The following is a 25,491-nucleotide window of genomic DNA, read 5'->3' as shown; positions in this document are numbered from 1 at the left end:
ACCCGCGGTTCACGCGCGACGCACCCGGACACGGAGGGTGCGGCCCTCGGTGACGAGCCATCCCTCGTCGATGCCGCCGAGCGGCGGGAGGGGCGCGCGCGATCGCGTGAGGGCCCGATGATCGGACGAAGCGCAGCCGAGCATCAGCATCCGCCCGCTTCGCCGGATCGCGCCGAGAGCGCCGAACGCGCCGAGCCACTGATCCGGGTCGCCGAGCAGGACCCCGAGCCCTGAGCTGCCCAGCTCCCCTGGCGGGTGTGCCTCGACACTGCAGACGCCGATGCCCAGTGTGCGCAGGGCATCGGCGACCTCCGCCGGATGAGAGGCGACGATGCCCCATCGCCCGGATGCGAGTTCGCGAAGGTGCAGCTCGGGCAGATCGAACCTCCAGGGCGTCGGCGGAGGGCCGTCGGGTATCGCGAGCTGCGACTCGGCACCGCTCCACACGGTCGATCCCGGCCTCCGATCCGGGCGATGATCGAGGTGCCCTCCACCCGCGAGCAGATGCTCGTCACGGCTCGGCATCCGCAAGAGGATCCGTGCCTCGAACGCGGAATGCACGCCCGAAAGAACCGTTCCCACACCCCGCGCGCTCGCAGCGATCGCGAGACCGCTGCGTCGGGAGTCGCGTGCCGCTGCCCGGATCAGATCGATGAGGTCATCACGGGTGTCGGTTTCGGCGAGCGCGAGTGTGCGATCCACGTCGTCCGCAACGACGAGCACACGCCCAGATTGCGGGCTCGAGAGCGCGTGCCAGAGCTCGGCAGGATCGCCCGGCACCCATCGGATCTCGGCGTTCGCGGCTTCCGCCGCCTCCGCAACGGTGCAGAGCGCCGCCGTGCGCCCCGAAGCGGCACCTCCGAGTACGAGCAGGCCACCCGACCAGGGATCGAGCTCGAGCGGTGCTCGCCGTTGCTCGTGAGGAAGGTCGCTCATCCCCACGACGATTCCCCCGGGTTGCTCTGGTCCGGGAAGGGAACTGCGAGGGAGCACTGCGGGAAGAGGATCGAGCCACGGTCGCGCCTCGGGTCTCGGGTGGTCGGACCATCGCCGGATCACCGCGGCAACGTCGTCCTGATCCGCGAGGGCCACCTGGAATCGGCGTGCATCGCCGCCCTGACCGAGCACCGCCCGCCCGCGGGAATCGGCGGGCAGCTCCGCCGCGAGAGCGGTGCCGATGACCGCCCGACTGTCCGCTGGATCGAGCACGCGCAGGCAGATCCGCACGGTGACGTTCGCGAGCACCGCATCCCGGACGACACCCGCCGGCCGCTGCGTGCAGAGAACGAGATGCATGCCGAGGGAGCGTCCCCGCGCGGCGAGATCGGCGAGCACGGGCTCGGCACCCGGGTCGAGCGACATGAGTGCTGCGAACTCGTCGATCACCACCACGAGCCGGGGCAGAGCCTCGGAGGGAAGTTCCGCGATCGAGCGCGCACCGCGCTCGGCGAGTACGCGTTCCCGACGCCGCATTTCGGCCCTCAGACTGGCGACGGCGCGAGCGGCCGCCCTCTCATCGAGATCGTCCACGACCCCCACGACGTGCGGCAGAGCGGCGAGCGGCGCGAATGTCGCGCCCCCTTTGAAGTCGATGAGGAGGATCGAAAGCTCCGCCGGTGAGGACGCCGCCGCGAGGGCCAGCACCCAGGTGACCAGCAGTTCGCTCTTGCCGGAACCCGTCGTCCCGGCGACCAGCGCGTGGGGCCCCTCGGTGGTCAGATCGACGAATTGGGCGCCGTCCGGGTCCATACCCAACGCGACCCGCGGCCCGACCCCCATCTCGACGACACTCGAGAACGAGACCCGCCCGGGAAGCGCGGCGTCGGATCGCCACCCGGCCTGATGAGCCCGATGTGCGAGTCGGCGCGCGAGGTGCAGCGCTGTGGCGGACCCGAGCAAGGCGGGACGATCCAGAGGCAGCTCTTCAGGAACGTGTGCGAGCACGGGGATCGGTGCGTCCGTGTCGATCCGCACCCGAAGGCGGAGAGCGTCGTCCGCCGCGACCCGCACGAGGCGCCGCGCGTCTGTCGTCACAGCCCAGTGGTCCCCGGTCTGAACCCGATGTGGCAGTTCGAGTGCCCAGTCCTCTCCCGGCGGAACCGTCACCACCGCGGTTCCCGGCGCGCATGCGGCCGCCGCTTGGATTACCAATGACCTGGCGAGCGCAGCCCGGATCGACGGCGATTCGACCCCGACCTCGGACCCCACGGGCACGACAACGGGCGCCCCGGAGACGGTCGCAGCCGCCTGCCGAACTGCCGACACCCCGGCACCGAGCTGCGGAATGTCGACGGCGCCCTCCGAGACCAACTCGATCCCCGAGGGCAGCCGCCCCCAGCCGAGCAGCCAGCCATCCACGACCTCGCGGATCTCCCCGGCAACGAGCGTATGTGCGTCGGGAACACGCGACACGAGCTCCTGACGCAGCCGGTTCTCGCGACCCAGAATCCGTTCTCGCAGTTCGTCGAGCCTCGTCGCCGTCTCCGTGATCTGGCGCTGACGTTCCCGCCGTGCCGAGCGTCGCCCGTCGACGAGCGACGCGAGCGCGACGACCGGGCCGAGAACGGCGAACATCAGCGCGAACGGAGATGAGGTCAACACCCACATGACCAGGGCCATCACCACGGGTGCTCCGGTCGCGACCAACGGGATCCCCGGTCGCCGTGGCGGGTCGGGCAAGACCGGCAGCGTCAGTCGTTCCGTTGGTGGTCGCATCCTCCGATCGAAGCGGTCCCCGAATCGTGATCCGGTCACGGGACACGGACCCGTGGACAACGTGGACGATGAGCGCCCCCTGAGGGATCAGCTCACGATGAAGAACTGCTCCCCGATCTCGACCCGGGTACCGCGGCCGATCATGTATCGACGGCCGGGTTGGCAACGCACAGGAGCCTCGCCAGGGCTGCGCACGACCGTGCCGTTCGTCGAGTACCGATCGGCGATCCAGAACCTGCCCGACTCCTGGCCGAATTCCGCGTGGGTCTTCGAAACCGACTTGCCCACATCGAAGATCGGGATCAACTCGTCGACGTACTCGCCGGGTTCGGCGGAGGGGTTGCGCCCGACCAAACCGCTCCCGGTGACGACGATGCTCTCGCCCGTGCTGAACTGCAGCACGTAGCGCTCTCCCGCAGGTGCGCGAGCGACCATCCTGGTCGCCTCCACGTCCTCCATCGCGGGTGCGGATGGGATCGGGGACGATACCCGGTCGACCACCGGCTCGGGATTCGGCTCCGGTTCGGGTTCCGGTTCCGGCTCCGGTTCCGGTTCCGGCTCCGGCTCGGGCTCGGGCTCGGGCTCGGACATCTCGAACTCTCGCCCCGTCTCCGGCGCCGTCTCAGGGCTCGCTTCCGGAACGTCGATCGACGAGGCCCCCACAATCCCCGTGATCGGGCGCAGCACGAAGCCGCACTCGCCGCAGAAGATCTCGTCCGAGCCGACGAGCGCGCCGCACTGGGCGCAGTGGATCGACCCTCCGTGCGGGTCAGGCGGCGCCGGGACCGGTGGGACGGACGGCGCAGACGGAACCGGAGGAACAGACGGGATCGCCGCGGGAGCCTCCGCGATGGAGCGGCCGCACTCGACGCAGAACAGGGCCCCCACGGGCAGGCTCGTGCCGCAGTATCGACAGTTCACGATCGCCTCCCCGGCCGACGGAGCAACTGCCGCACCCCGCCTCCGAGCGAGCGCAGCGAGATCCGCGCACGCAGACGTTCGCGACGCGTGCGGGGAGCGTCGAGCGATCCGCGCAGCTCCCCTACCGCCAGCCAGACGCGATCGGCGTCGGCCTCCGCAGGGGCGCCCGGGGCGAACACGGCCCGGTCGACTACGGCTGCGAGCACGCGCGATGGGAGGGTGCCGACCACCGCCGCGACCTCCGTGCGCGTTGCGGCGATCGGGACCTGCAGCCCGTGATCCAATACGAGGTCCGCGAACTCGTCCCATCCGCCGCGGATGCGCCCGAGCGCGGTCGGTGCCGTGCGCCTCAGGTAGCGGCGTCGAGCCTTCGCCGCGACGACGAGGAGGAAGGGCGACAGCGCGATGGCGACCGCGAGCAGCGAGATGCCCGCGATGCGCAGCGCCTGCAGCAGCACCTCGAGCGTCTGATCGGGGGCCACCGGATCCTCGGCCGTCGTGTCGGGATCGGTCTGGTCCTCACGCGGATCGGGCCGATCGGCCGGGGGCGGGACGATCGACTCAGGACGAGATACGGGCGTCGGGTCCTCCGGCTCCTCCTCCGGGATGGGGCGCGTCTCGGGAACGGGATTGATCGCAACCCACCCGTACTGGGCGGTGTCGACCTCGATCCATGCCGAGATGTCCGATCCGAGCACCTCGACCGCACCGGACTCGGTGGTCTGCGGTACGAATCCCATCACCACACGAGCGGGGAAGCCCAACTGATCGGCCATGAGCGCCGCGGCGACCGCGTACTGCTCGGCGTCGCCGATCATGAGCGGTGTGCTGAACAGTTCGCCGATACGGTCGAGCGAGTGACCGGATCGGCTCGCGGGCTCGTCTTCGCCGATTCCGTGGCTGATGTACCCCTCGGCGCGCATCCCATCGATGGCGGCGACGAGCTGCCCACCCGCCCCGTCGACCCCGGTCGTGTAGCGCTCGAGAGCGGAGGTGAGGTCGTCGGGCACCTCCGCGATGCGCGGAACCACCGCCGACCCGGGCACCGCGTCGATGAGGTCGCCGCTCGACGGCTGCTGAGGGATCACGGCGTCGAGGCGGTAAACGTCGCCAGCGTGGAGGCCCGCCAGATCTGCGGCCGTCCCGCTGGTCTCGTTGAAGGCGAAGCCATCCTCCAGGCTCGCGGCGTCGTCGCCGCGGAAGTCGATCTGTTCGAGGAGGCCGACCGTCGGCACCCACACGCCCGAATACCCGTCGACCGAGATCGTCAGCTGCACACGACGCCCCGAGACGGAGCTGCGGTCGATCGCCGAAGGCAGCCGCACGAAGGTGCCCGACGCAGAGTCGACGGTGGCGGATCCGACGGAATAGACGACGCCGTCGTAGGTATCGAGCGTGGCGATCCGGAGGAGGGCGCCCTCGGGGAGTCCCTCGACGGTCAGCATCGTGCGGTCGGCCTCCCCCTCGCGCAGGTAGCTGCGGAACGAGGAGAGCGGGCTCGCGTAGTCGCGGGGGTCGAACGGCTGCGGCACGGCGTTGCGGAGAACGTCGCGCTCGCCCGTGGGGGCGGCGGCGATCGCGGCGGAGGCGGCGCCCGCTCCAGCGACCGCAACGATCAGGAGAGCCCCGAGAACGGTGCGCAGTTGACCTCGCCCGCGGCGCTCGCGGGTGCCGGTCGCGCGGGCGAATCGGCGCGACGCTGCCCGGCGCCGCCGCCAACGCCACGATGCGACCCACACGAGGCAGGCGACGAGCATCCCGAGGCCGAGCGGGATCGGCCAGAATGCCTCGGACGGACCGAAGACGATGCCGGTGAGGAACACCACGACCGGGGGGATCACTGCCAGCTCGCCCCGGCTCGAGCGGAACGCGATGGAGCCCGCCACGACCGTGCCGCCGAGCAGCAGCACGAGCGCGGGCACGAGGAGAGCCTGGTAGTCGCCCACCGGCAAGGTGATCGTGAGCAGCTGCTTCCAGCCGAGGGCGACCGAGCTGAACAGGTCGACCAGCCCGTCGACGCTGGGGAGCAGCCCGGCAACCGCCTCACCGGGGACGGCGAGGGGGACCCCGACGAGCGCGAACGCGGCAACGGTGACGAGGAAGACGATCCAGCCCGGCCAGCGGAATGCCGCTCCCGCGAGTGCGATCAGCGTCCCGAGGGCGATCGCGATCGCGGCGAGCACGACGAAGCTGTCGGAGCGGTAGATCGGCCACAGCATGACGGCCGCGATGCCCATCGCGATCCAGAGCTGGAGGACGTCGACGAGCACCCCGAGGCTCACGCTGCGCTTCATGCCACCGCCGCCGATCGAGCGAGGGCGAGCCTCAGCTCGTCGAGGTAGCCGATCGTGAGCACGCGGAGGCCCGCGATCCGCCGGAGCCCGGGCTCGGCCTCCGGATCGCACACGACCGCGACAACCTCGACGTCCGGGGGGAAGCGCGCCGCGCACGCACGCAACTCCTGAGCGCTCGTGCGCGATCCGCACACGAGGAAGGCGATCGAGACGCCGGGGGTGTCGTCGGCGACGACTCGGGCGACGTCCCTCAGCGGCAGCCCGTTGACGTCGGCCTCGACGACCGCGAGGTCGTCGAGCAGCCGCTCGGGCGAGTGCACGGCAAGAGGGCGAACGGCCACCACACGGCGCTTGGCGAACTCCGGCGTCAGTGCCGACACGACGACGGAGACCGTCCGTCCGTCGCGCACCGCCTGCACGCCCAGCGATCCGGCCACACTCACCGCGAGCTCGAACTCGTCGGCATCGGTGAAGTCGTGGGTCGCGAGGCTCAGCGCCACGACGAGATGGCTGCGTCGGGTCTGTTCGAACTGGCGCACCATGTAGGTGCCCGTCTTCGCGGTCGACCGCCAGTGGATGTGCCGACGGTCGTCGCCCGCCTGATACTCCCGGAGGGCGTGGAAGGCGACATCGCTCGAGGTGAGGTCGCGGGTCGGAGATCCCTCGAGGTCGCGAATGAGTCCGGTGCTCGTCGACGGCATGCCGATCGTTCGCGGATGCACCACGAGCTCGCGCGACGGCGTCCACACGATCTCACGACGCACGATGCCGAGCGGATCGCCGCGCACGGTGCGCACCGGCCCGACCTGCACCACGCCGCGTCGCTGGGTCGGGATCTGAAACTCCTGCACCTGGGAGCGTCCGCGCCGCAGACCGGGGATGGCGACCTCGACGACCCCGTCGCCAACGGGAATCTCGAGCACGGCGCCGAGTGTGCGCCGCGAGCTGGGGTTACGCACCTCGACGGAGCCGCGCGCCGGCTCCCCCACCACCGCACGGCGGTGCGGGAGGTCGAGAGCCATGCGGAACGGTGCACGGCCCACCAGTACAGCCCCCGCGATCAGCGAGAGCGCCAGCGACGCCCACCCGACGGCGACGAGTTCGAGCCAGCCGAGGCTGTAGCCGGCCACGAGCGCCACCGGGATGAGCGCGAGCACGACCCACCCCACCGGCGTGACCACCCCGCCGAGACGCCGCCCGATTCGGCCGAACGCCTCCGACACGGCGCGCGCGAGCCGGACGATCTCGACGACCGTGTCGGCGAGCACACCGGTGCGCGCGCCGACGATCCGGGCACGCGTGTTGGTGAGCCCGGAGATCTCGGCCGTCGGCGTCGTCTCGCGCGACGGGGTGCGGCTGCGAGAGGTCACACAGCCTGCCGATCGCTGGGCGGAGGCGTCTCGAGCAGAAGCTGCGACATGATGCTCGAGGCCGTCACGCCGTCGAACTCCGCCTCGGGGTCGAGCAGCAGCCGGTGCCCGAGGACGGGCTCGGCGAGCGACTTGATGTCGTCCGGCACGACATAGTGGCGGCCACTCGCCGCGGCGAGCGTCTTGGCGGCCCGGATGAGCGCGAGGGCGCCGCGTACGCTCGCCCCGAGCCGCACTTCGGTCGCGGAGCGGGTGGCCTCGGTGAGCCGCGAAACGTAGTCGTTGATCGACGGGTCGACGTGCACGGTCCGCACGAGCGCCGCGAGCTCGACGACCTCCCGGGCCGAGATGACGGCCGGGACGATGGTGTCGTGCGCACGCACGCCCGCGCCCTCGAGGATCCGCACGGTCGATGCGTGATCGGGATAACCGATCGATGCCTTCAGCAGGAAGCGGTCGAGCTGCGCCTCGGGGAGCCGGTAGGTGCCGGCCTGTTCGATCGGGTTCTGGGTGGCGATCACCATGAAGGGTGCGCCGACGGGGTGGGTGGCTCCGTCGACGGTGACCCGCCCTTCCTCCATCACTTCGAGGAGCGCGGCCTGAGTCTTCGGGCTCGCCCGGTTGATCTCGTCCGCGAGCACGATGTTCGCAAACACCGGACCGCGATGGAAGTCGAATTCGCCCGTGCGCTGGTCGTAGATGCTGACACCCGTGATGTCTCCGGGCAGCAGGTCAGGCGTGAACTGGACGCGGTTGCTCGTGCCATCGACGCTCTGAGCGATCGCGCGGGCGAGCGACGTCTTTCCCGTACCGGGGAAGTCCTCGAGCAGCAGATGACCCTCGCTGAAGAGGGCGATGAACCCCAGGCGTACGACGAAGGTCTTGCCGAGCAGCACCTGTTCGACCCCCGAGACGAGACGTCCGAACGTCTCGTGGAAGCTGCTCGCCTGTTCGGGCGTCATCGTCATGTGGGTAGTCCTCTCACGGGTGCGCAGTCGTTCGGATTCACTGGGGGGTGTCGTTCCACGAGTATGTTCGCGTATACACGGCGCCGTTCGCCTCGACCGACACCACCAGGTCGGGATAACTCGTACCGAGCGGTCCGGATCCGACGACCTCGCAGATCTTGTCGCTGTCGGAGGTGTCGGCGTCGCCGCAGGTGAAGCTCACCGAGTCGTAGCCGCGTCCGTCGCCGGTGGCTTCCGCGGGTCCGCTCGTCCAGCTCCAGTAGCCCTGGCCCGGGTCGCCCGCGGGGACGGGGTCGGAGGTGACGATCGCCTGCAGGCCGGTGACCTGGATGCTCACCGGCCGCCCGAGATGCTGCGCGGGAGACCAGTTCGGGCTGCAGAGCGTCAGTTCCCCGCCGTCATAACTCTTGCAGGCCTTCACCTGCACGCTGATGTCGTTGCCGTAGTGGGTCGTCCCAGCGGTCAGGTAGTCGCCGAGATCGATGATGTCCGAGGTCGAGGTGTCGGTGCTGCCACCGCTCAGTCGGTAGATGTAGCCGTCGACGTCGGCGGATCCGCTCGGGATCGAGGCCGAGACGAGCCGGAAGTCCCACAGGTAACCATCGCGGAAGCTCGGCGGCGAGGTCGTGACCGACGCCACGTTCCCCGGCGCGGCGCGCGGAGTGGCGGTGACCGGGCTCGATCCGGTGCATCCCTGCCCGTTGTACGCGAACACCGTGAAGGTGTAGGTCGTGTCGGGCGAGAGCCCCGTGAACGTGGCCGTGCGGGCGCTGCCGGCAAGCTTCTGGACGTTGGATCCGGTGGGCTCGTCGAGCTGGGGGTTGCCGTCGTCGACACCGGTCACGGTGCAGCTGGGGGTCGATCCTGCGTGACGCACGACGTAGAACGCGGCGAAGGCCTTGCCGTTGTCGTCGAACGCGCCCGACCACGAGACGCTGGCGGTCGTTCCGTCTGTCGTTGAAGCGGTGGCCGTGGGGCTCGCGGTCGAGATCGGCGCTCCCGCGGGTGTGCCCGATCCGCCCGCCTGGTTCCAGGTCGCAAGGGAGTTCGGCGCCTTGTTCCGAGCGCTCACGGTGTACGCCACGGCGCTGCCGTTCGCGATACCCGGGCTCGTGATCGTTCGTGCGTAGCTCGTCCCGACCGGGTCACCCTCCGAGACGGGGAGGGTCACTGACTGCCCGCCGACGGTGATCACGTAGTTGTCGATGGGACTGCCCGACCCCGAGGAGGGCTTGCGCCACGTCACGCGCAACCCGTGGGAGACGGGCGTCGCCGCGACCGAGTCGGGCGGGGGCGGGATCACGTCCGACCAGATGGAGCCGACGAGCGCGGTCGGCTCCGACTCGCCGATCGCGTTGACGGCGACCACCGAGATCCGCACCGCGTTCGAGGGCCCGTTGCCCGGCGTGGAGACCGTGCATGCGACCGTCACCGCACAGCTCGTGGTCGAGATGGGCGAGCCGGACGCGGGATCGGCGAGAGTCACCCGGAACTCGCTGATCGGCGAATTGTTGAACAGACCCGCCGACCAGGAGAGCCGGAGGAACCGATCGCCGAACTCGACCACGCGGAGCCCGGTGACCGGATCGGGCACGTCCTGCACGGAGATCGTCACGAGGCCCCACACCATCCGGTCCGGATCGCCCGTGGCATCGGCGAGCTTGTACTGGAGGGTCGTGTCGATCGGCTCCGCCGAGTCGGAGACGGTGACGGTCAGACGCGAGCGATCGGCGCTCGGCGTGACACGGACACCCGGCGGCAGGCCGTCGCCGCTCAACCCGCGGATGTCGACGACCCGAAGCGGGACGTCGGGGAACGGATTGGTGGACGCGTCGTTGGCGAGCACGTCGATGGAGGTCGTCTCGCCCCGCTGGGCGACCGCGCGGTCGGCGATCGGCTGGGCGAGCGGCCGAGTCGAGGGAACGACGCGCAGCTGGATCCGCCCGCTCTGGCCTTCGTTGAGTGCGTCGCGCACACCGAGCGTGATGGTTGTCGTCGACCCCTTCACCGCCGAGGGATCCGCCGTCAGCAGCAGTCGCTGCCCGTTGAGGCGGTAGCTGAAGCCCGACGGCAGAGGATCGAGCACCGTGTAGGTGAGCTCGTCGATGTCGTCGTCGTAGGGGTACTTCGTGAGCTTGACGAGGTCGAGCTCCTTGTCCTGCCCGGGCTCGAACTCGACGACGCCTCCCGTGAACACCGGAGGCTGGTTCTCACGGGGGGTCACGTCGATCGGAAGCGACAGGGTCGTCACGTGCCCGTCGGGATCGCTCGCCGATGTGCCGTCCGTGACTTCGAAGCTGATCGACGCGGGACCCCAATATCGGTCCGCGGACGTGAACTGGAGGGTGCTCTCGTCGACGACGAGACTGCCCCCATCGGAGTGCGTCGCGCGTACGGTGCTCGAGTCGGTGAGACGAACCGTCTGCCCGCCGAGTGCGACGACGTAGCGGGTCAGGTCGATCCTCAGTGTGGACTCCGACTCGACCTTCAGCAGAGGCGCCTTCGGGTTGACCTGCGGAAGGGCATCGTCGTAGCCGGGAACCCGGATGAAGGCGTACGCGCGGATGCTCGGGTCATCCGGGCGGACGACCGCGAACGGGATGATCTGGCTGCGATCGCCGATCGTCACACGCACCCGCTTGTCCGAGAGCACCTCGGCCGACTCGCTGTACCCGGGCACCAGCTCGACCCTCAGGTCCTGAACGTCGCCGTCGGCGAAGAAGACCCGATCGAGCACTGAGACGTCGACCGTCGTCCGCTCGAGGACGTCTGCGACGCTCAACACGGTGTCGCTCACAGTGGGACGAGCGAGCGGGGCGTCGGGCGAGACGGTGACCCGGATGAAGTTCGAGCTCGTGCCGCCCGTCTCGTTCTCGATCGTGTACACGACGCTGTAGTCGCCGGACGCCGTCGGGGGTGTGATGCGCACTACGTCGTCGCCGACGATCTCGGCCACGATGCCTTCGCCGTTCGGCTCGACCTGCCGGATCCGCAGCGGGCTGCCGTCCGGGTCGGAGTCGTTCAGCAGCGCCTGCACCGACACGGTGCCGCCCGGCCGGACGGTCACGGCGTCGAAATTGGCGACCGGGTTCCTCGCCCCGTCGAGGGCGGGCGAGATACCGATGCGCACGGTGCCCGTGGCACGCGCGCCGAGGCCGTCGACGACCGCGTACTGGAACACGTCGGTCCCGGAGGAGTAGTCCCCCGCCTGATACTCGATCGTCGAGCCCTCGACACCCACGACGTTGCCCTTCTCCGGGTTTGTCGTCTGACCGATCAGCTGCACCGCATCGCCGTCGGGATCGATTCCGCTCGTCGGGATGTCGATGCGCACCGACTGCCCGGCGAGCACGCGCGCCGTGACGGTGAGCGGCAACGGCGGGTTGTTCGTGGCCGCGTTGCGCTCGCGCACCGAGATGAGCACCTGAGCTTGGGCGATCTGGCCGTCCGGTCCTTCGATGGCGTAGACGGCCGAGTAGTTTCCTGCCGTCTGGGGCGCGAGATAGCGAAGCCGATCGCCGGATACGAAGAGCAGACCGGCGTCCTCGGGGACATCCTGCGCGAGGTCGGGCAGCAGCGCGATCTCCTCGCCGTCGGGCTGCTCGTCGTTGTCGAGAACGGGGATGTCGATGGCGTCTCCGACCCGCACGGTGACCTGATCGTCGGTGGCGATCGGAGGCTGCAATCGCGCCGGGTGCGGGATCTGCACGACCGTGATCGTGCCTTCCGCCTCCGCGAGCCCGTTGCTGATGCGGTAGGTGATCGGCACGGGATCGTCGAGCGGCGCCGCGAGGGTGACACGCACGCGCCGCTGGTCGAGGACTTCGGCGCGGATACCGGACCCCGCCGGAATGTTGGTGACTCCCGTCACGACGAGCACCCCACCGGCCGGATCGATGTCGGTCGAGGTCGGATCGACGGTCTGGGTCGAGTCGACCGTCATGAAGATCGTCTTCGGAACCGTGACGGGGCGAGTCGACGCGTCGGCGGGCGCCGTGACGTCGATCCGGACGAAGCCCGTCGCCGTCTGGGTGCCGTCCGTGACCGTGAACTCGATGTAGTGGGTACGGATCTCGTCCGAGAGGAACGTGAAGGTGCCCGCCTCGAAGCTCGGCGTGATCGTCGTGCCCGACTTGGGCGGGACGCCCCCGAGGCGGATCGTCGCATTGCCGCCGCGGACGTGCAGCAGGGGCCGGACGGTGATCTCCTCCCCCGCCGTCGCGAGCGCGACCCACGGCTCGACGGTGATGTCGACCTGACCGCGCTCGCGCACCGTGACCTGGAGAGAACCTCCGGTCTGGGCGCGACCATCGGACACCGTGAGCGCGACCGTCTTCGTTCCGAGCTCGGCGCCCGAGTCGGTGAAGACCACCACGCCGTCGGGCTTGTAGCCCACCTGGTCGGGGGCGGCGACTGCGGCGCCCGTGAGGTAGATCGCGTCGCCATCCGGGTCGTACCAGTCGCCCAGCACCTGGGTCGAGACCCGCCCTGCGGCGGCTACCGTCGCCGTGGACGTGCGCACCGCCCTCGGAGGGGAGTTCTCATCGTCCCCGCGCACGGTGACCTCGACGGAGGCGCTCGCCGTGCCACCACGCCCATCGCTGATCGTGTAGCCGAAGCGGATCACGCCGCTCGCGTCGTCGGCGAGGGTGATCTGCAGCTGCTGATTGCGGCTCACGAGGTCGAGCCGACCGACCGTCTCGTCGATCGGGTCGAAGCCCGTGATCACCAGAACGTCGCCGTTCGGGTCGTAGTCGTTCAGCAGCACCGGGAGCACGCTCGCGCGGCCGGGCCTCGCGCCGAGCTCGTCGTCGACCGCCACGGGGGGCTGCTGCACCTCCTCCAACTCGGGAGGCGTGTCATCGTCGGCCTGCGGGCGGTCCTCCTGGCGATCCTCGTCACGGATCAGCTCATCCCAGTTGTCGATGAGCTCGCCGGAGGACTGCACCGCCCAGCTGGCGCCTCCGTCGGCGTCATTGAGCAGTACACGCGCACCGTTCACCGCGAAACCGAGCCGAGGATTGCCCGGCATGTCGGCGAGCTCGAATCGCTCCGGATCGTCCGAACCGCAGCCGCGCCATCCGAGCCCTCCGCTCCATGCCGCGTAACGGCAGCCGTCGACGACGACAGGGTCGACCGCGACACCCGCGGCATCATCCACGAGAGTCCGCGGATCCCCACCCTCGAGCGGAACGGTGATGAGGGACGTCGCATCGGCGATGAGGACCCGCGCGTTCGGCGGACCCGGCTCCTGCATGCGCGCGCCCGTGCCGAGAGCGTCGCCGAGGTCCCTGACCCCGGATGCGGTGGCGAACTCGGACGTCACGGTGTCGAGCACCGCCCAGTTCTCGCCCGCGGCGGTCACCTGCACCGCGTCGGTCGACAGCGCGGCCGCTCCCCACTCGATCGGGGTGCGCTCGTCGACTTCGATCGACCCGGGATCGACCCGCCAGAGCTCCTGTTCTGCAGGAAGGTACGCGACGATGGCTCCCGACTCCGTGACAGCGACGACCGCGCCACCACCGAGGCTGAGCGTGGGCGGCACGGATGCGTCGAAGCTCTCGAGCTCGCCGATCGGGACGAACCAGAGCTCGCCGGTTCCCCGCGCCAGGATCACCGCCCGGTCTCCCGTGAGGAACACCCGGGGCTGCTGCGGCGGGAGCGCCACATCCTCCCCGAGCTGCGCCGTCGCCGGGTCGACGACGCGCATCGTCGCGCTCGCGCTGTCGACGAGCAGCACGGTGTCGGCGTCCTGGACGAGTTCCGGACTGTCCGCATCCGTCTCCACGACGCTGTCGAGCTCGCGCACGAGTGTGTTCGCCCGTCCGATCGCTTGGCGTTCGCCACCGGCGACCCATACGGACGGATCACTCAGATCCATCCGCTGTGCGGTATATCCCGTCGAGACGACCGCGAGCGCCGCCACGAGCGCCGCCACGACGGTGCCGCTCGTAGCAGTCGCCACGAGCGAATGGTGGGCGGAGAGCCATGAGGCCATATCAGCCCTCGGCCGCTTCCACGCACTTCTCGGAGCTCGAGGCGCCGGTCGCCCCCTCCCGGTTCACGGCCACCGTCACACAGACGGTGTCGCCCGGGTCGGCGTCGACCACGAAGACCGCCGACTCCTGCAGGGTCGGGGTCGCGGCGACGCCCTCGTCGACGACCTGCACCTGGTACCGATCGCCTTCCGAGAGGCCGGGATCCCGCCAGCTGAACTCGATACGCCCGCCGGAGTCGAGTCGGGCATCGATGTCACTCACGACGGGGACGTCGCTGCCCAACGTGCGCAGCAGCACGACGAGTGCGGTCGCACCGAGTCCTGTCACGAGGAGTGCGGCCGCGGCGAGCACCCATGCCACTCCCCGCGCGCGCGGCCCCGCCTCCGCGGGTCGCGACTTCGAGAACGGCCCGGATGCCGGCGCACTCGGCTCGCGGACGGTGCCGACCGGTGCATACGCCGCTTGGGCCCGCGCCGGAGTACGTCGGCGACGGCCGCCCGATCGCGGGGGTGCCGAGCCGGTGGCGACCGGACGCAAACGAGTGCGGTCCTCATCGTCGGCCACGGTGCCGAGCGCCCACTCCTCCATGACGATCTCGGCCGAGGTCTGCGGGATGCCGAGCTCTGCCTCCACGAGCTGCAGCTCCCGCACGAACTCGAGCGCGCTTCCGGGTCGCTGATCGGCGCGCCGAGCCATCGAGCGCCGCAGCAGCGCCTCGAGGCTCGCGGGCACATCCGGGCGCCCGATCGACTGCGGCCGCGCCTTCCCGATCCGTGCCATGAGATCGGACGAGGAGTTCGATCCGCCCGGGATCTCGAACGGCGAGCGCCCAGCCAGCAGCGAGTACACCGTCGCCCCGAGCGACCAGACCTCCGAGGCGATGGTGCCGGGCGTCTCGTCGAGCAGCACCTCGGGTGCCGACCACGGAATCGACAGGCCCACGGAATCCTGCTCGCGCTGCGCCGTGAGGGTCGACGCGATGCCGAAGTCCGAGAGCACGGGATGCCCATATGCCGTCAGGAGGATGTTCGAAGGCTTGATGTCGCGGTGCAGCACACCGGCACGGTGCGCGGTCTCGATGGCCGAGCCGATCTTGACCGCGATCCGGAGGACCTCCGCGACGGGCAGCGGCTCGCGTCGGTAACGCTCAGAGAGCGCGGCCGAGCAGAGCTCCATGACGAGATAGGGGCGGCCATCGCTCGAGACGCTCGCTTGATACACCGTAAGGATCGACGGGTGTGCGCTCAGCTGGGCCATGAGGTTGGCCTCTGCCTGGAACATCTGCCGAACCTGGTCGTTGACGACCTCGCTCAGCATGACCTTCACCGCCACCTGGCGACGCGGCATGTTCTGCTCGTACAGGAAGACGTCGGCGAAGCCGCCGGAACCGAGCACGTGGACGTAGGAGAACCCGGGCAGGACGGGCGGCTGGGAGGGAAGTCGTCGCGCCATGGTCACCCCCTCGCCCCGGCGGCGTCGTCGGCATGCGGTGCCGACACGTGTGCGGGTGCGTCGAGCACGTCCAGGACGATGACCGTGACGTTGTCGCGCCCCCCTGCGGCAAGAGCTGCGTCGACGAGCGCTCCGGCCGTCTCGGCCGGCGAGAGACGCGCCGCGAGGTGCAGGTGGATGCGTGAAGCCGACAGCTCCTTGGTGAGCCCGTCGGAGCACAGAAGCAGGCGCATGCCGGCGCGAAGCGGGATCTCCCAGAAATCGGGCTGCGGATCCTCACGGAACCCGAGAGCGCGAGTGACGACGTTCGACTCCGGATGCGCCTCGGCATCCTGCGCGTCGATCAGCCCCGCATCGACGAGCTCCTGCACCACCGAATGATCGTGAGTGATCTGGATGAGCTCGTTACCCTCGAACCCGTACACACGGCTGTCGCCGACGTTGAAGACCAGGAACCTCGGGGGTCCTCCGGCGAGCTCCAGTACCGCACCCGTGACCGTCGTGCCCGCACCGAGGGGCAGCAGCTCGGCGAGCTCGTCGATGTCGTGCGCCGCTTGGCGCAACGCACCGATCACGACCTCGGAATCGATGTCGTCGCGATCCCCGAGAGCAGACAGCCGCTCCGCTGCGGCGGCGCTCGCCCGGTCGCCCGCGGTGTGCCCGCCCATGCCGTCGGCAACTGCGAAGACGGGAGGCACCACGACGAGGCTGTCTTCGTTGGTCTGGCGTCGCCGTCCGACATCGGTCGCGGCCGCCCAGCCGAGCGCGACGACCTCGCCGGGCCGCCCTGGCACGGGGAACGACTGGCGTGCGGCATCGACTCCGTGTCGCGTCATCGCGCACCTCCCGGTCGCCCCGGTGTGAGCACTTCGATGACGACACCCTCACCGAGATCGATCCGCGTGCCGGGGGTGACGACCACCGACTCGCCGCGTCCGAGTGCGCGCACCGGCGAACCGGGGACGCGGACCTCGCTGCCGTTCAAGGTGCGCATGTCGGTCGCGACGACCGTTCCGCCCAGTTCGCGCAGTTCGAGGTGCGTCGCAGAGATGCCACCCGCCGGACTCTCGACCTCGAGGAGGCGCGGAGGCACAGGCTGTGGCACACGCGCGCCGGTGGGGCGGCGCCCGATGTGGATCGGACGGTCGAGCTCGACGGGCGCGCCGTCGCCGATGCGGATCCGGTGATGCGGGAGCAGCGCCGCGGGAACGGGAGGCGGCTCCACCGATACCGGTGACGAGGGTCGACTGCCCGGACGCGCAACGGTGTCGCCCAGGACGACGTCAACGTCCTCGGCGTCAACCGTCGTGCGCGCGATGCGCTCACGCACGGCTTGAGGAACCGTGTCGTCCATGTCATCGTGCACGCGCGGCTCACCCCCCTCCCGATCCTCCCATTCTCGCCTGTCGTTGCGGGGAGCCCCATCCCCCGAGGGGGTGGGTTGTGGAGGAACCGTCCGTCACGCTCCGATGTAGCTCATGACGTGCTTCACGCGCGTGTAGTCCTCGAAGCCGTACATCGAGAGATCCTTGCCGTACCCGGAGTGCTTGAAGCCTCCGTGGGGCATCTCGGCCACGAGCGGGATGTGCGTGTTGATCCACACGCACCCGAAGTCGAGGCGCTTCGCGAACCGCATGGCCCGCCCGTGATCCGACGTCCACACGCTCGATGACAGGCCGTATTGCACCCCGTTCGCCCACGCGAGCGCTTCGGCCTCGTCGGCGAAGGTCTGCACGGTGATCACGGGACCGAAGATCTCCGTCTGGATCGCGTCGTCGTCCTGGCGGAGCGCGTCGACGATCGTCGGCTCGATGTAGTAGCCGTTCCCCTCCTTGCGTCCACCGCCCGCGACCACCTCGGCGTGGGAGGGAAGAGCACCGAGCATGCCCAGCACGCGATCGAGCTGGTTCTGGTTGTTGACCGGCCCGTAGAAGGTGTCCGGGTCGTGGGGGTCGCCCGTCGACACGTTCTCGCGAACCCATGCGGACAGCGCGGCGAGGAAGTCGTCGTGCGCGTCACGATGCACGAGAACGCGGGTCGCCGCCGTGCAGTCCTGCCCGGCGTTGAAATAGCCGGCCGTCGCGATGCCCTCCGCAGCCGCCGCCATGTCGGCATCCGGGAAGACGATGACGGGCGCCTTGCCGCCGAGCTCCAGGTGGACGCGCTTGAGGTCGGACGACGCGGCGCGCGCGACCTCCATGCCTGCCCGCACGGATCCGGTGATGGACACCATCTGCGGGGTTCGGTGCTCGATCATCTTCGCGCCGGTCGTCCGGTCGCCGGTGATGACGTTGAGCACGCCCGCCGGGAGGAACTCCGCAGCGATCTCGGCGAGCAGCAGGGTCGACTGGGGCGTCGTGTCGGAGGGCTTCAGCACGCTCGTGTTGCCCGCAGCGATGGCCGGGGCGAACTTCCACACGGCCATGTTGAGGGGGTAGTTCCAGGGGGTCACCTGCCCGACGACGCCGATCGGCTCGCGACGGATGGAGCTCGTGTGGTCCTTCATGTACTCCGCAGTGGCGCGCCCCTCGAGGTTCCGAGCAGCTCCGGCGAAGAAGCGGATCTGGTCGACCGAGAGCATGATCTCGTCGTCGACGAGGCTCGCACGGGGCTTGCCGGTGTCCTGCGACTCGAGGTCGGCGAACTCCTCGGCGCGCTCCTCCATGCGGTCCGCGATCCGGAAGAGAGCGAGCTGCCTCTCGGCGGGGGTCGACTCCCCCCAGGTCTCGAAGGCCGTCGCCGCGGCCGCGAACGCGGCGTCGACGTCCGCCTGACCCGACACCGGCGAGCTCGCATAGCTCTGCTCGGTCGCGGGGTCGATGACCGCGAAACTGTCGTCGCCGCGGGCATCGACATATTCGCCATTGATGAAGTTGCGCAGGATCCGATCGGCCATGCCCACACCCTAATCGCAGTTCCAGCACCACGGAACTGCTGATTCCGTCGCAAGTGACGCCTGATGTTGCGGATTCGCTTGTCGGAGTGGGTGTCGGATGAGAGAATCGGGCGCATGACCCCGCGCAGCCGCCCGCCCGTGCTCGACGACGTGTCGAAGGCGATCATCGAGCAGCTGCAGGCGGACGGTCGACGGTCGTACGCCGAGATCGGCAAGGCCGTGGGCCTCTCGGAGGCCGCTGTGCGCCAGCGTGTGCAGAAGCTCACCGAGGCCGGGGTCATGCAGGTCGTCGCGGTGACGGATCCGATGCAGCTCGGATTCTTCCGGCAGGCCATGGTGGGCGTGCGCGTGACCGGCGACAGCCGAGCGGTCGCCGAGCGATTGGGCGAGATCCCCGAGGTCGACTACGTGGTGCTCACCGCCGGCAGCTTCGACCTGCTCGCCGAAGTCGTCTGCGAGAACGACGACGACCTGATCGAGCTGCTCAACGAGCGCGTCCGCACCATCGAGGGCGTGCAGTCCACCGAGACCTTCGTCTATCTCAAGCTGCACAAGCAGCTCTACAACTGGGGAACCAGGTGATCGCACCATGACCATGACCGACAACGCCCTGAGCGCGCAGACCGACGCCGAGCTGCAGCAGAAGGCCAAGGACCACCTCTGGATGCACTTCGCACGCCAGTCGGTGCTCGAGGAGCACGGTGCTCCGATCATCGTCAAGGGCGAGGGTCACCACATCTGGGACTCCCACGGCAAGCGCTACTTCGACGGCCTCTCGGGGCTGTTCGTCGTGAACGCGGGGCACGGACGTCGTCGTCTCGCCGAGACGGCCGCGAAGCAGGCCGAGGAGCTCGCCTTCTTCCCCCTGTGGTCCTACGCCCACCCCGCAGCCATCGAGCTCGCCGACCGACTCGCCGATTACGCGCCGGGCGACCTCAACCGCGTGTTCTTCACGACGGGCGGAGGGGAGGCTGTCGAGACGGCCTTCAAGCTCGCGAAGTACTACTGGAAGCTCCAGGGGCGCCCCACGAAGCACAAGGTGATCTCGCGCTACGTCGCGTACCACGGCACTCCGCAGGGCGCACTCGCCATCACCGGCATCCCGGCGATGAAGGAGATGTTCGAGCCGATCACGCCGGGCGGATTCCGCGTCCCCAACACCAACTTCTACCGTGCCGCCGAGGCCGGATACGAGGGCGAGTCGCTCGAGGGATTCGGGCGCTGGGCAGCCAACCGCATCGAGGAGATGATCCTCTTCGAAGGCCCCGAGACGGTGGCGGCCGTGTTCCTCGAGCCTGTTCAGAACTCCGGCGGATGCTTCCCTCCGCCCCCCGGATACTTCCAGCGGGTCCGTGAGATCTGCGACAAGTACGACGTGCTTCTCGTCGCCGACGAGGTGATCACCGGGTTCGGACGCATCGGCGACATGTTCGCCTCGACGACCTACGACATCCGCCCCGACATGATCACGTGCGCCAAGGGCATGACGAGCGGATACTCGCCGATCGGCGCCTGCATCGTGAGCGATCGCCTCTACGAGCCCTTCCGCCACGGCACGACCGCCTTCTACCACGGGTACACCTTCGGCGGGCATCCCGTCTCGTCGGCCGTGGCGCTCGAGAACCTCGCCATCTTCGAAGAGGAGGGGCTCGTCGATCACGTCAAGCAGAACTCCCCCGTGTTCCGCGCGGCGCTCGAGCGTCTGCTCGACCTTCCGATCGTCGGTGATGTGCGCGGCGACGGGTACTTCTTCGGCATCGAGCTCGTGAAAGACAAGGTCACGCGCGAAACCTTCGACGACGACGAGTCGGAGCGGCTGCTGCGCGGGTTCCTCTCGAGGGCGCTGTTCGACGCGGGGCTCTACTGCCGCGCCGACGACCGCGGCGATCCGGTGGTGCAGCTCGCGCCGCCGCTCACGATCGGGCCTGCCGAGTTCGACGAGATCGAGGGGATCCTCCGCGGCGTTCTGACCGAGGCGTGGACACGACTCTGAACACCCCGGCAGGCGGCGGCTACCGCGAGATCTCGTACTGGCACGACTCGGTCGCCGCCGACGGCGACGACCTGGCGCAGCGTCCAAGCCTCGACGGTCCGACGGATGCCGACGTCGTCATCGTGGGCGGGGGCCTCACCGGCCTGTGGACGGCCTGGTATCTCGCCCAACGGGAACCCACCGCCCGCATCTTGGTGATCGAGAAAGAGATCGCGGGGTTCGGCGCCTCCGGGCGCAACGGCGGCTGGTGCAGCGCGCTGTTCCCGCGGTCCGCCTCCTCGCTCGCCCGCACGCACGGCCGCGAGGGTGCCGTCGCGATGCGACGCGCCATGATCGGCACCGTCGATGAAGTCGGACGCGCCGCCGCCGAGGCCGGTGTGGACTGCGACTATGTGCGTGGCGGCACGGTGCTCTACACCCGCTCGGTCGTGCAAGAGCGGGCGGGACGGGCGGATGTCGACGAGGCCGCCGATTTCGGGGTCGATCCGCTCGAGTGGTGGGATGCTGACGCGGTCCGCGCGGCCGGCGCGACCGGGGCGGTTTTCGATCCGAGCTGCGCCCGGGTACACCCCGCCAAGCTGGTGCGCGGGATCGCCCGCGCCGTCGAGGCGCGCGGCGTGCGGATCGCGGAGGGCACGACGGTGACCCGCGTCGATCCGGGCCGGGTGGAGACCGATCGTGGCGTCGTCAGCTGCGATCGCATCGTGCTCGCCGTGGAGGGGTACGGCGCGGGGCTCGCGCAGACGCACCGCCGGATCCTCCCGCTCTATTCGCTCATGATCGCGACCGAACCCCTGCCCGCCGCTGTGTGGGACGAGATCGATGTGCCGCACGGACGCACCTTCAGCGACTACCGGCACCTGCTGGTCTACGGACAGCGCACCGCCGACGACCGGTTCGCCTTCGGGGGGCGAGGCGCGCGCTACCACTTCGGCAGTGCGATCCGTCCGGGCTACGACCGGGTCGAGCGCGTATTCAGCCATCTGCGCCGCACCCTCGGGGAACTGTTCCCCGCGATCGGCGACGTCGAGGTCACCCACCGGTGGGGTGGTCCGCTCGGAGTGCCGCGCGACTGGCACGCCGGGGTGCGCTTCGATCCCCGCACCCGGATCGCGTGGGCCGGAGGCTATGTCGGCGACGGTCTGTCGACTACGAACCTCGCCGGGCGCACTCTCGCCGATCTTCTCTCCGGCACCGACAGCGAGCTCGTGCGCCTGCCCTGGGTGGGCCACCGATCCCCCGACTGGGAGGTCGAGCCCTTCCGCTTCCTCGGAGCGAACGCCGGGCTCGCTGCGATGGGCGTCGCGGATGCCGAGGAGGGCCTCACCGGCCGCCCATCGCTCGTCGCGCGCGCACTCGGGCCCCTCATCGGGCACTGACCAGGCCCGGCCGCTGCCACGCCCCGGTCGACGCGTCAACCCCCGCGTGGGGACACCCGCGTCCGGATACCGTGAGATTCGGGGGTGGTGGCGTATGACCGAGGCGAGCGAGCCGCTGGGCGCGCACATCCGCAGCGCCGCACATCCGGGGGTGTCGACCTTCGCCCTGCTCGGATCGATCGTTCTCGCGGTGGGGGTCGGCTCGATCAGCGCGCTCGCGACCGTGTCGCACGTGACGGGGTGGTACGCGACCGCGGAGAAGCCCCAGTGGACCCCGCCCGACATCGTCTTCGCGCCGGTGTGGACCGTGCTGTACCTGCTCATGGCGGTCGCCGCGTGGCTCGTCTGGCGGCAGCGCACCCAGGAGCGGGTCGGCGGGGCGCTCCTCGCGTACGGCGTCCAGCTCGCCATAAACGCCGCCTGGGCACCCGTTTTCTTCGCCCTCTACCCGGCGATGGGTGTCGCAGCGCTCTGGCTTGCCTTCGCGATCCTCATCGCGATGCTGCTCGCCGTGCTGTACACGATTCTGCGCTTCTGGCCGATCAGTCGACTCGCCGGCCTGCTGCTGTGTCCGTACGCCGCGTGGCTGCTGTTCGCGGGCAGCCTCAATGTGACGATCGCCGCGTACGCGAGCTGAGGCTCACGGGCCGCTGGGCCTCAGGATGCGGGGAACAGCGCCTCGATCGCGGCGACCTCGTCGGCGTCCGGCCGCCATCCCGATCCCGCCTCGGCATTCTGGCGGATCTGCTCGGGGCGCGTCGCACCCGCGATGACGCTCGAGAGCTCGGGTCGCGCGAGCAGCCATCCCAGGGTGGCTTCCAGGATGCCGATCCCGCGGTCTGCAGCGAATCGCTCGAAGGCCTCGATCGCGTCCCACGGCGCGTCGTCGGCGATGTGCGGCCGCTGCCGAGCGATGCGGGAGTCGGCGGGTCGTTCGCTGCGGCTGAACTTGCCGGTGAAGAGGCCGTTGGCAAGCGGGAAGAACGGCAGGAAGCCCAGTCCGTGCTCGCGCACGGCCGGAAGGACATCCGTCTCGACGCTGCGCGCCAGCAGGCTGTACTCGTTCTGCGCCGAAGCGAACGGGGTGAGGCCCGCTGCGTGGGCGGCTGCGGCGGCCGCGCGGATCTGGGTCCCATCGAAGTTCGAGTGGCCGATCGCCAGGACCTTTCCCTCGCGCACCAGCTCATCGAGTGCCGAGAGGGTCTCCTCGATCGGGGTGACCGGATCGGGTGTGTGCAACTGATAGAGGTCGATGCGATCCGTGCCGAGCCGAGCGAGCGAGCCCTCGACGGCAGCACGGATGTAGGCACGCCCGCCGCGAGGTCCGACCGAGGCGAGAGGGGCCGCGAACTGCTGGTGGCCGAATTTCGTCGCGATGACTGCCTCGTCTCGGCGCCCGCGGAGGGCCGCCCCCAGAAGCGTTTCGGAGAGACCGTACTCGGCTCCGTAGATGTCCGCGGTATCGAAGAAGGTCACACCGGCATCGAGGGCCGCGAGGACGACGTCGGTTGCACCCTCCTGTGTCTCGGTGAACGTGCCGATGCGTCCGAGGTTGTTGCAGCCGAGGCCGACGACGCTGACGGAGAGGGATGACGTTCCGAGAGTGCGGGTCTGCATACACCGAGCCTAGACATCGCCTCCTCCCCAGCAGGCCTCGAGAACACCCGTTCCGCGACGTCCGATTTCCGCCAGTCGACGTCGGAGGCCGCAGCTACGCTCGCATCATGACCAGCACGCCCTCCCCCGCCGCACTTCGTCGCCTCGACACCCCGATCGGTCGGATCGAGGTGGTCGGCAACGGTCGGGCGATCGTGTCGCTCGCGATCGAGCGCGACGGCATGCTGCCCCACGACGACCTGCCGGAGAAGCCTGACGCAGTCACCGATCGAGCTGTGGCCCAACTTGCGGAGTACTTCGCGGGCAATCGCCGCGAATTCGACGTGCCCGTCTCGCTCGCAGGCACGGCGTTCCAGCTCGCGGTCTGGGAGCAGCTCGTCGAGCTCGAGTGGGGCGAGGTCGTCTCCTACGGGGAACTCGGGCAGGCGACCGGGCGGGCGACCGCCGGTCGCGCGGTCGGCGGCGCTGTGGGCGCGAACCCTGTGCCGATCCTCGTCCCCTGCCACCGCGTGCTCGGCTCATCCGGACTTATCACGGGCTACTCGGGCGGCGAGGGCATCCCCACGAAGTCGTGGCTGCTCGCGCACGAGGGCATCGCACACACCGTCCCGGCGGCCGCAGCGACGACGGCGAGCGACGCAGCGACGACGCTTCCCGGATTCGACGAGAGCGACGCCGCGTGATCCGAGAGAACGTCCTCGTCGGAGAGGACGGTCGGGCACGCTGCGGGTGGGCCGGTGATGACGCCGAGTATCGGCGGTATCACGACGAAGAGTGGGGGTACCCGCTGCACGGAGATCGACCGTTGTTCGAGAAGCTCAGCCTCGAGGGCTTCCAGGCGGGCCTCTCGTGGATCACGATCCTCCGGCGACGGCCGACCTTCCGGGAGGCGTTCCGTGACTTCGAGATCGATGCGGTCGCCGACTTCGACACGGCCGACGTGCAGCGGCTGCTCGCGGATCCGGGGATCATCCGCAACCGCGCGAAGGTTGAGGCGACGATCTCGAACGCGCAGGTGACCCGTCTGCTCATCGCGGACGACCCGGGCGCACTCGATCGCCTGATCTGGTCGTACGCTCCCCCGCCTGCCGCGAGCCGCCCGGGATCGCTCGCCGAGATACCCGCCGTGACGGCCGAAGCGGCCGCGCTGAGCAAGGCGCTCAAGAAGGTCGGCTATCGTTTCGTCGGCCCCACCACGATGTACGCGCTCATGCAGTCCGCCGGGCTCGTCGACGACCACGTCCGCGGCTGCTGGCGCGCGGCGTAAGGAGTAGTCACCGCGCGCCTGCCGCGGTCACTCCACCGGTACGCCGAGCAGGCCGGCGAGTTCCGCGGCGAGAGCCGCAGCATCCGCCTGGCGGACCTTGTCGTACATGCCGGTGATCGGAGGCAGGGCGATGGTGGCCGTCTCGTCACCGCGACGGACAGACACCCGAACCGCGGGGAACTTTCTGGGGCCGATGACACCCTTCGGGCGAAGCGCCTCGATGCCCGAGTCGATCGAGACGATCGACGACGCGGGGATGGTCAGGAACGCCCGGTGCTTCGTGGAGATCACCAGGGACGAGGGATCAGCCACGACCACCGGTCGCGTGTAGCGCGTGATTCGCGGCATAGGGGTCGGATCGGCGAGGACCGCCCGAAGCCGCTCGACAGACTCACTGAGAGGCGGTGCCGGTGCGATCACGAATGTCCTATGCGGCACAGCCGGGCCCTGTGCAACCGCCCACGGCCCCCACGGAGCTACGCCCCGTGCCACAGCGGCATCCTCTGTTCTGGCACGGTTGCGACGGTTTGCGGCGAGCCGCATCACCCCCATCAGACCAGCGATGATCGCGGCGAGGATCAGGTAGTACTGGATCGAGTTCAGCCCCTTATCCGAGGCTT

At 69.7% G+C, this 25,491-nt stretch carries 18 protein-coding genes and 1 pseudogene; 6 read left to right on the top strand and 13 right to left on the bottom strand.

Annotation, left to right across the window (positions count from 1 at the left end; translation table 11 throughout):
• Window positions 1–9: 9 nt before the first annotated feature.
• The 11 genes and pseudogenes from FVQ89_RS10605 to FVQ89_RS10560 all read right to left on the bottom strand — a co-directional run bounded on the left by FVQ89_RS10605 (window position 10) and on the right by FVQ89_RS10560 (window position 18,615).
• On the bottom strand, window positions 10–2,619 hold the full coding sequence (locus FVQ89_RS10605) for an FtsK/SpoIIIE domain-containing protein (protein ID WP_255513614.1): 2,610 nt from the start codon (window positions 2,617–2,619) through the stop codon (window positions 10–12).
• A gap of 183 nt (window positions 2,620–2,802) precedes the next feature.
• On the bottom strand, window positions 2,803–3,306 hold the full coding sequence (locus FVQ89_RS14625) for an FHA domain-containing protein (RefSeq protein ID WP_255513563.1): 504 nt from the start codon (window positions 3,304–3,306) through the stop codon (window positions 2,803–2,805).
• A 111-nt stretch (window positions 3,307–3,417) separates the two neighbouring features.
• A pseudogene (locus FVQ89_RS14710) lies at window positions 3,418–3,636 on the bottom strand (zinc ribbon domain-containing protein); the annotation flags it as partial.
• Window positions 3,633–5,930: a transglutaminase-like domain-containing protein gene (locus FVQ89_RS10595; protein ID WP_147901917.1), complete on the bottom strand. Its 2,298-nt coding sequence runs from the start codon at window positions 5,928–5,930 to the stop codon at window positions 3,633–3,635. The pseudogene FVQ89_RS14710 and the gene FVQ89_RS10595, both read right to left, overlap by 4 nt.
• A complete protein-coding gene (locus tag FVQ89_RS10590) occupies window positions 5,927–7,300 on the bottom strand; it encodes a DUF58 domain-containing protein (protein WP_255513562.1) in 1,374 nt (457 codons plus the stop codon). The genes FVQ89_RS10595 and FVQ89_RS10590 overlap by 4 nt, the downstream gene beginning before the upstream one ends.
• On the bottom strand, window positions 7,297–8,268 hold the full coding sequence (locus FVQ89_RS10585; protein ID WP_147901916.1) for a MoxR family ATPase: 972 nt from the start codon (window positions 8,266–8,268) through the stop codon (window positions 7,297–7,299). The genes FVQ89_RS10590 and FVQ89_RS10585 overlap by 4 nt, the downstream gene beginning before the upstream one ends.
• Before the next feature lie 37 nt (window positions 8,269–8,305).
• Window positions 8,306–14,233: an Ig-like domain-containing protein gene (locus FVQ89_RS10580; protein ID WP_255513561.1), complete on the bottom strand. Its 5,928-nt coding sequence runs from the start codon at window positions 14,231–14,233 to the stop codon at window positions 8,306–8,308.
• A 34-nt stretch (window positions 14,234–14,267) separates the two neighbouring features.
• Entirely contained in the window at window positions 14,268–15,719 is a 1,452-nt protein-coding gene (locus tag FVQ89_RS10575; protein ID WP_147901914.1) for a serine/threonine-protein kinase, read from the bottom strand.
• A gap of 2 nt (window positions 15,720–15,721) precedes the next feature.
• Window positions 15,722–16,555: a PP2C family serine/threonine-protein phosphatase gene (locus tag FVQ89_RS10570; protein WP_147901913.1), complete on the bottom strand. Its 834-nt coding sequence runs from the start codon at window positions 16,553–16,555 to the stop codon at window positions 15,722–15,724.
• Window positions 16,552–17,073: a hypothetical protein gene (locus FVQ89_RS10565; RefSeq protein WP_147901912.1), complete on the bottom strand. Its 522-nt coding sequence runs from the start codon at window positions 17,071–17,073 to the stop codon at window positions 16,552–16,554. Before FVQ89_RS10565 ends, FVQ89_RS10570 begins: the two co-directional genes overlap by 4 nt.
• A gap of 105 nt (window positions 17,074–17,178) precedes the next feature.
• Entirely contained in the window at window positions 17,179–18,615 is a 1,437-nt protein-coding gene (locus FVQ89_RS10560) for an aminobutyraldehyde dehydrogenase (RefSeq protein WP_147901911.1), read from the bottom strand.
• Window positions 18,616–18,729: 114 nt separating this feature from the next.
• On the opposite strand from FVQ89_RS10560, the gene FVQ89_RS10555 reads away from it, so the two are divergent.
• From FVQ89_RS10555 to FVQ89_RS10540, 4 genes are all read left to right on the top strand, one after another.
• A complete protein-coding gene (locus FVQ89_RS10555) occupies window positions 18,730–19,197 on the top strand; it encodes an Lrp/AsnC family transcriptional regulator (protein ID WP_147901910.1) in 468 nt (155 codons plus the stop codon).
• A 7-nt stretch (window positions 19,198–19,204) separates the two neighbouring features.
• The gene (locus FVQ89_RS10550) at window positions 19,205–20,608 is read left to right on the top strand and encodes an aspartate aminotransferase family protein (RefSeq protein ID WP_147901909.1); all 1,404 of its coding nucleotides are present in this window, start codon (window positions 19,205–19,207) and stop codon (window positions 20,606–20,608) included.
• Window positions 20,593–21,987, top strand: a complete 1,395-nt coding sequence (locus tag FVQ89_RS10545) for an FAD-binding oxidoreductase (RefSeq protein WP_255513560.1) — start codon at window positions 20,593–20,595, stop codon at window positions 21,985–21,987. Before FVQ89_RS10550 ends, FVQ89_RS10545 begins: the two co-directional genes overlap by 16 nt.
• 94 nt (window positions 21,988–22,081) lie before the next feature.
• Window positions 22,082–22,624 carry a TspO/MBR family protein gene (locus FVQ89_RS10540; protein WP_147901908.1) on the top strand — a complete coding sequence of 181 codons (543 nt, stop codon included), beginning with the start codon at window positions 22,082–22,084 and terminating at the stop codon, window positions 22,622–22,624.
• Between the two features lie 20 nt (window positions 22,625–22,644).
• Here FVQ89_RS10540 and FVQ89_RS10535 read toward each other — a convergent pair whose 3' ends face one another.
• Window positions 22,645–23,604 carry an aldo/keto reductase gene (locus FVQ89_RS10535; RefSeq protein ID WP_147901907.1) on the bottom strand — a complete coding sequence of 320 codons (960 nt, stop codon included), beginning with the start codon at window positions 23,602–23,604 and terminating at the stop codon, window positions 22,645–22,647.
• Window positions 23,605–23,711: 107 nt separating this feature from the next.
• Here FVQ89_RS10535 and FVQ89_RS10530 point away from each other — a divergent pair, with 107 nt between their 5' ends.
• Entirely contained in the window at window positions 23,712–24,287 is a 576-nt protein-coding gene (locus tag FVQ89_RS10530) for a methylated-DNA--[protein]-cysteine S-methyltransferase (protein WP_147901906.1), read from the top strand.
• The gene (locus FVQ89_RS10525; RefSeq protein ID WP_147901905.1) at window positions 24,284–24,871 is read left to right on the top strand and encodes a DNA-3-methyladenine glycosylase I; all 588 of its coding nucleotides are present in this window, start codon (window positions 24,284–24,286) and stop codon (window positions 24,869–24,871) included. Before FVQ89_RS10530 ends, FVQ89_RS10525 begins: the two co-directional genes overlap by 4 nt.
• Window positions 24,872–24,898: 27 nt before the next feature.
• Here the strand turns inward: FVQ89_RS10525 and FVQ89_RS10520 are convergent, their stop codons facing one another.
• Window positions 24,899–25,219, bottom strand: a complete 321-nt coding sequence (locus FVQ89_RS10520) for a hypothetical protein (RefSeq protein ID WP_147901904.1) — start codon at window positions 25,217–25,219, stop codon at window positions 24,899–24,901.
• Window positions 25,220–25,491: the final 272 nt, after the last annotated feature.

It is taken from the genome of Homoserinibacter sp. GY 40078, assembly GCF_008017545.1.
In the GTDB taxonomy this organism is placed as follows: domain Bacteria; phylum Actinomycetota; class Actinomycetes; order Actinomycetales; family Microbacteriaceae; genus Homoserinibacter.
The sequence above is the reverse complement of the archived record's forward strand: the minus strand, read 5'-3'. Positions and strand labels throughout refer to the sequence as shown.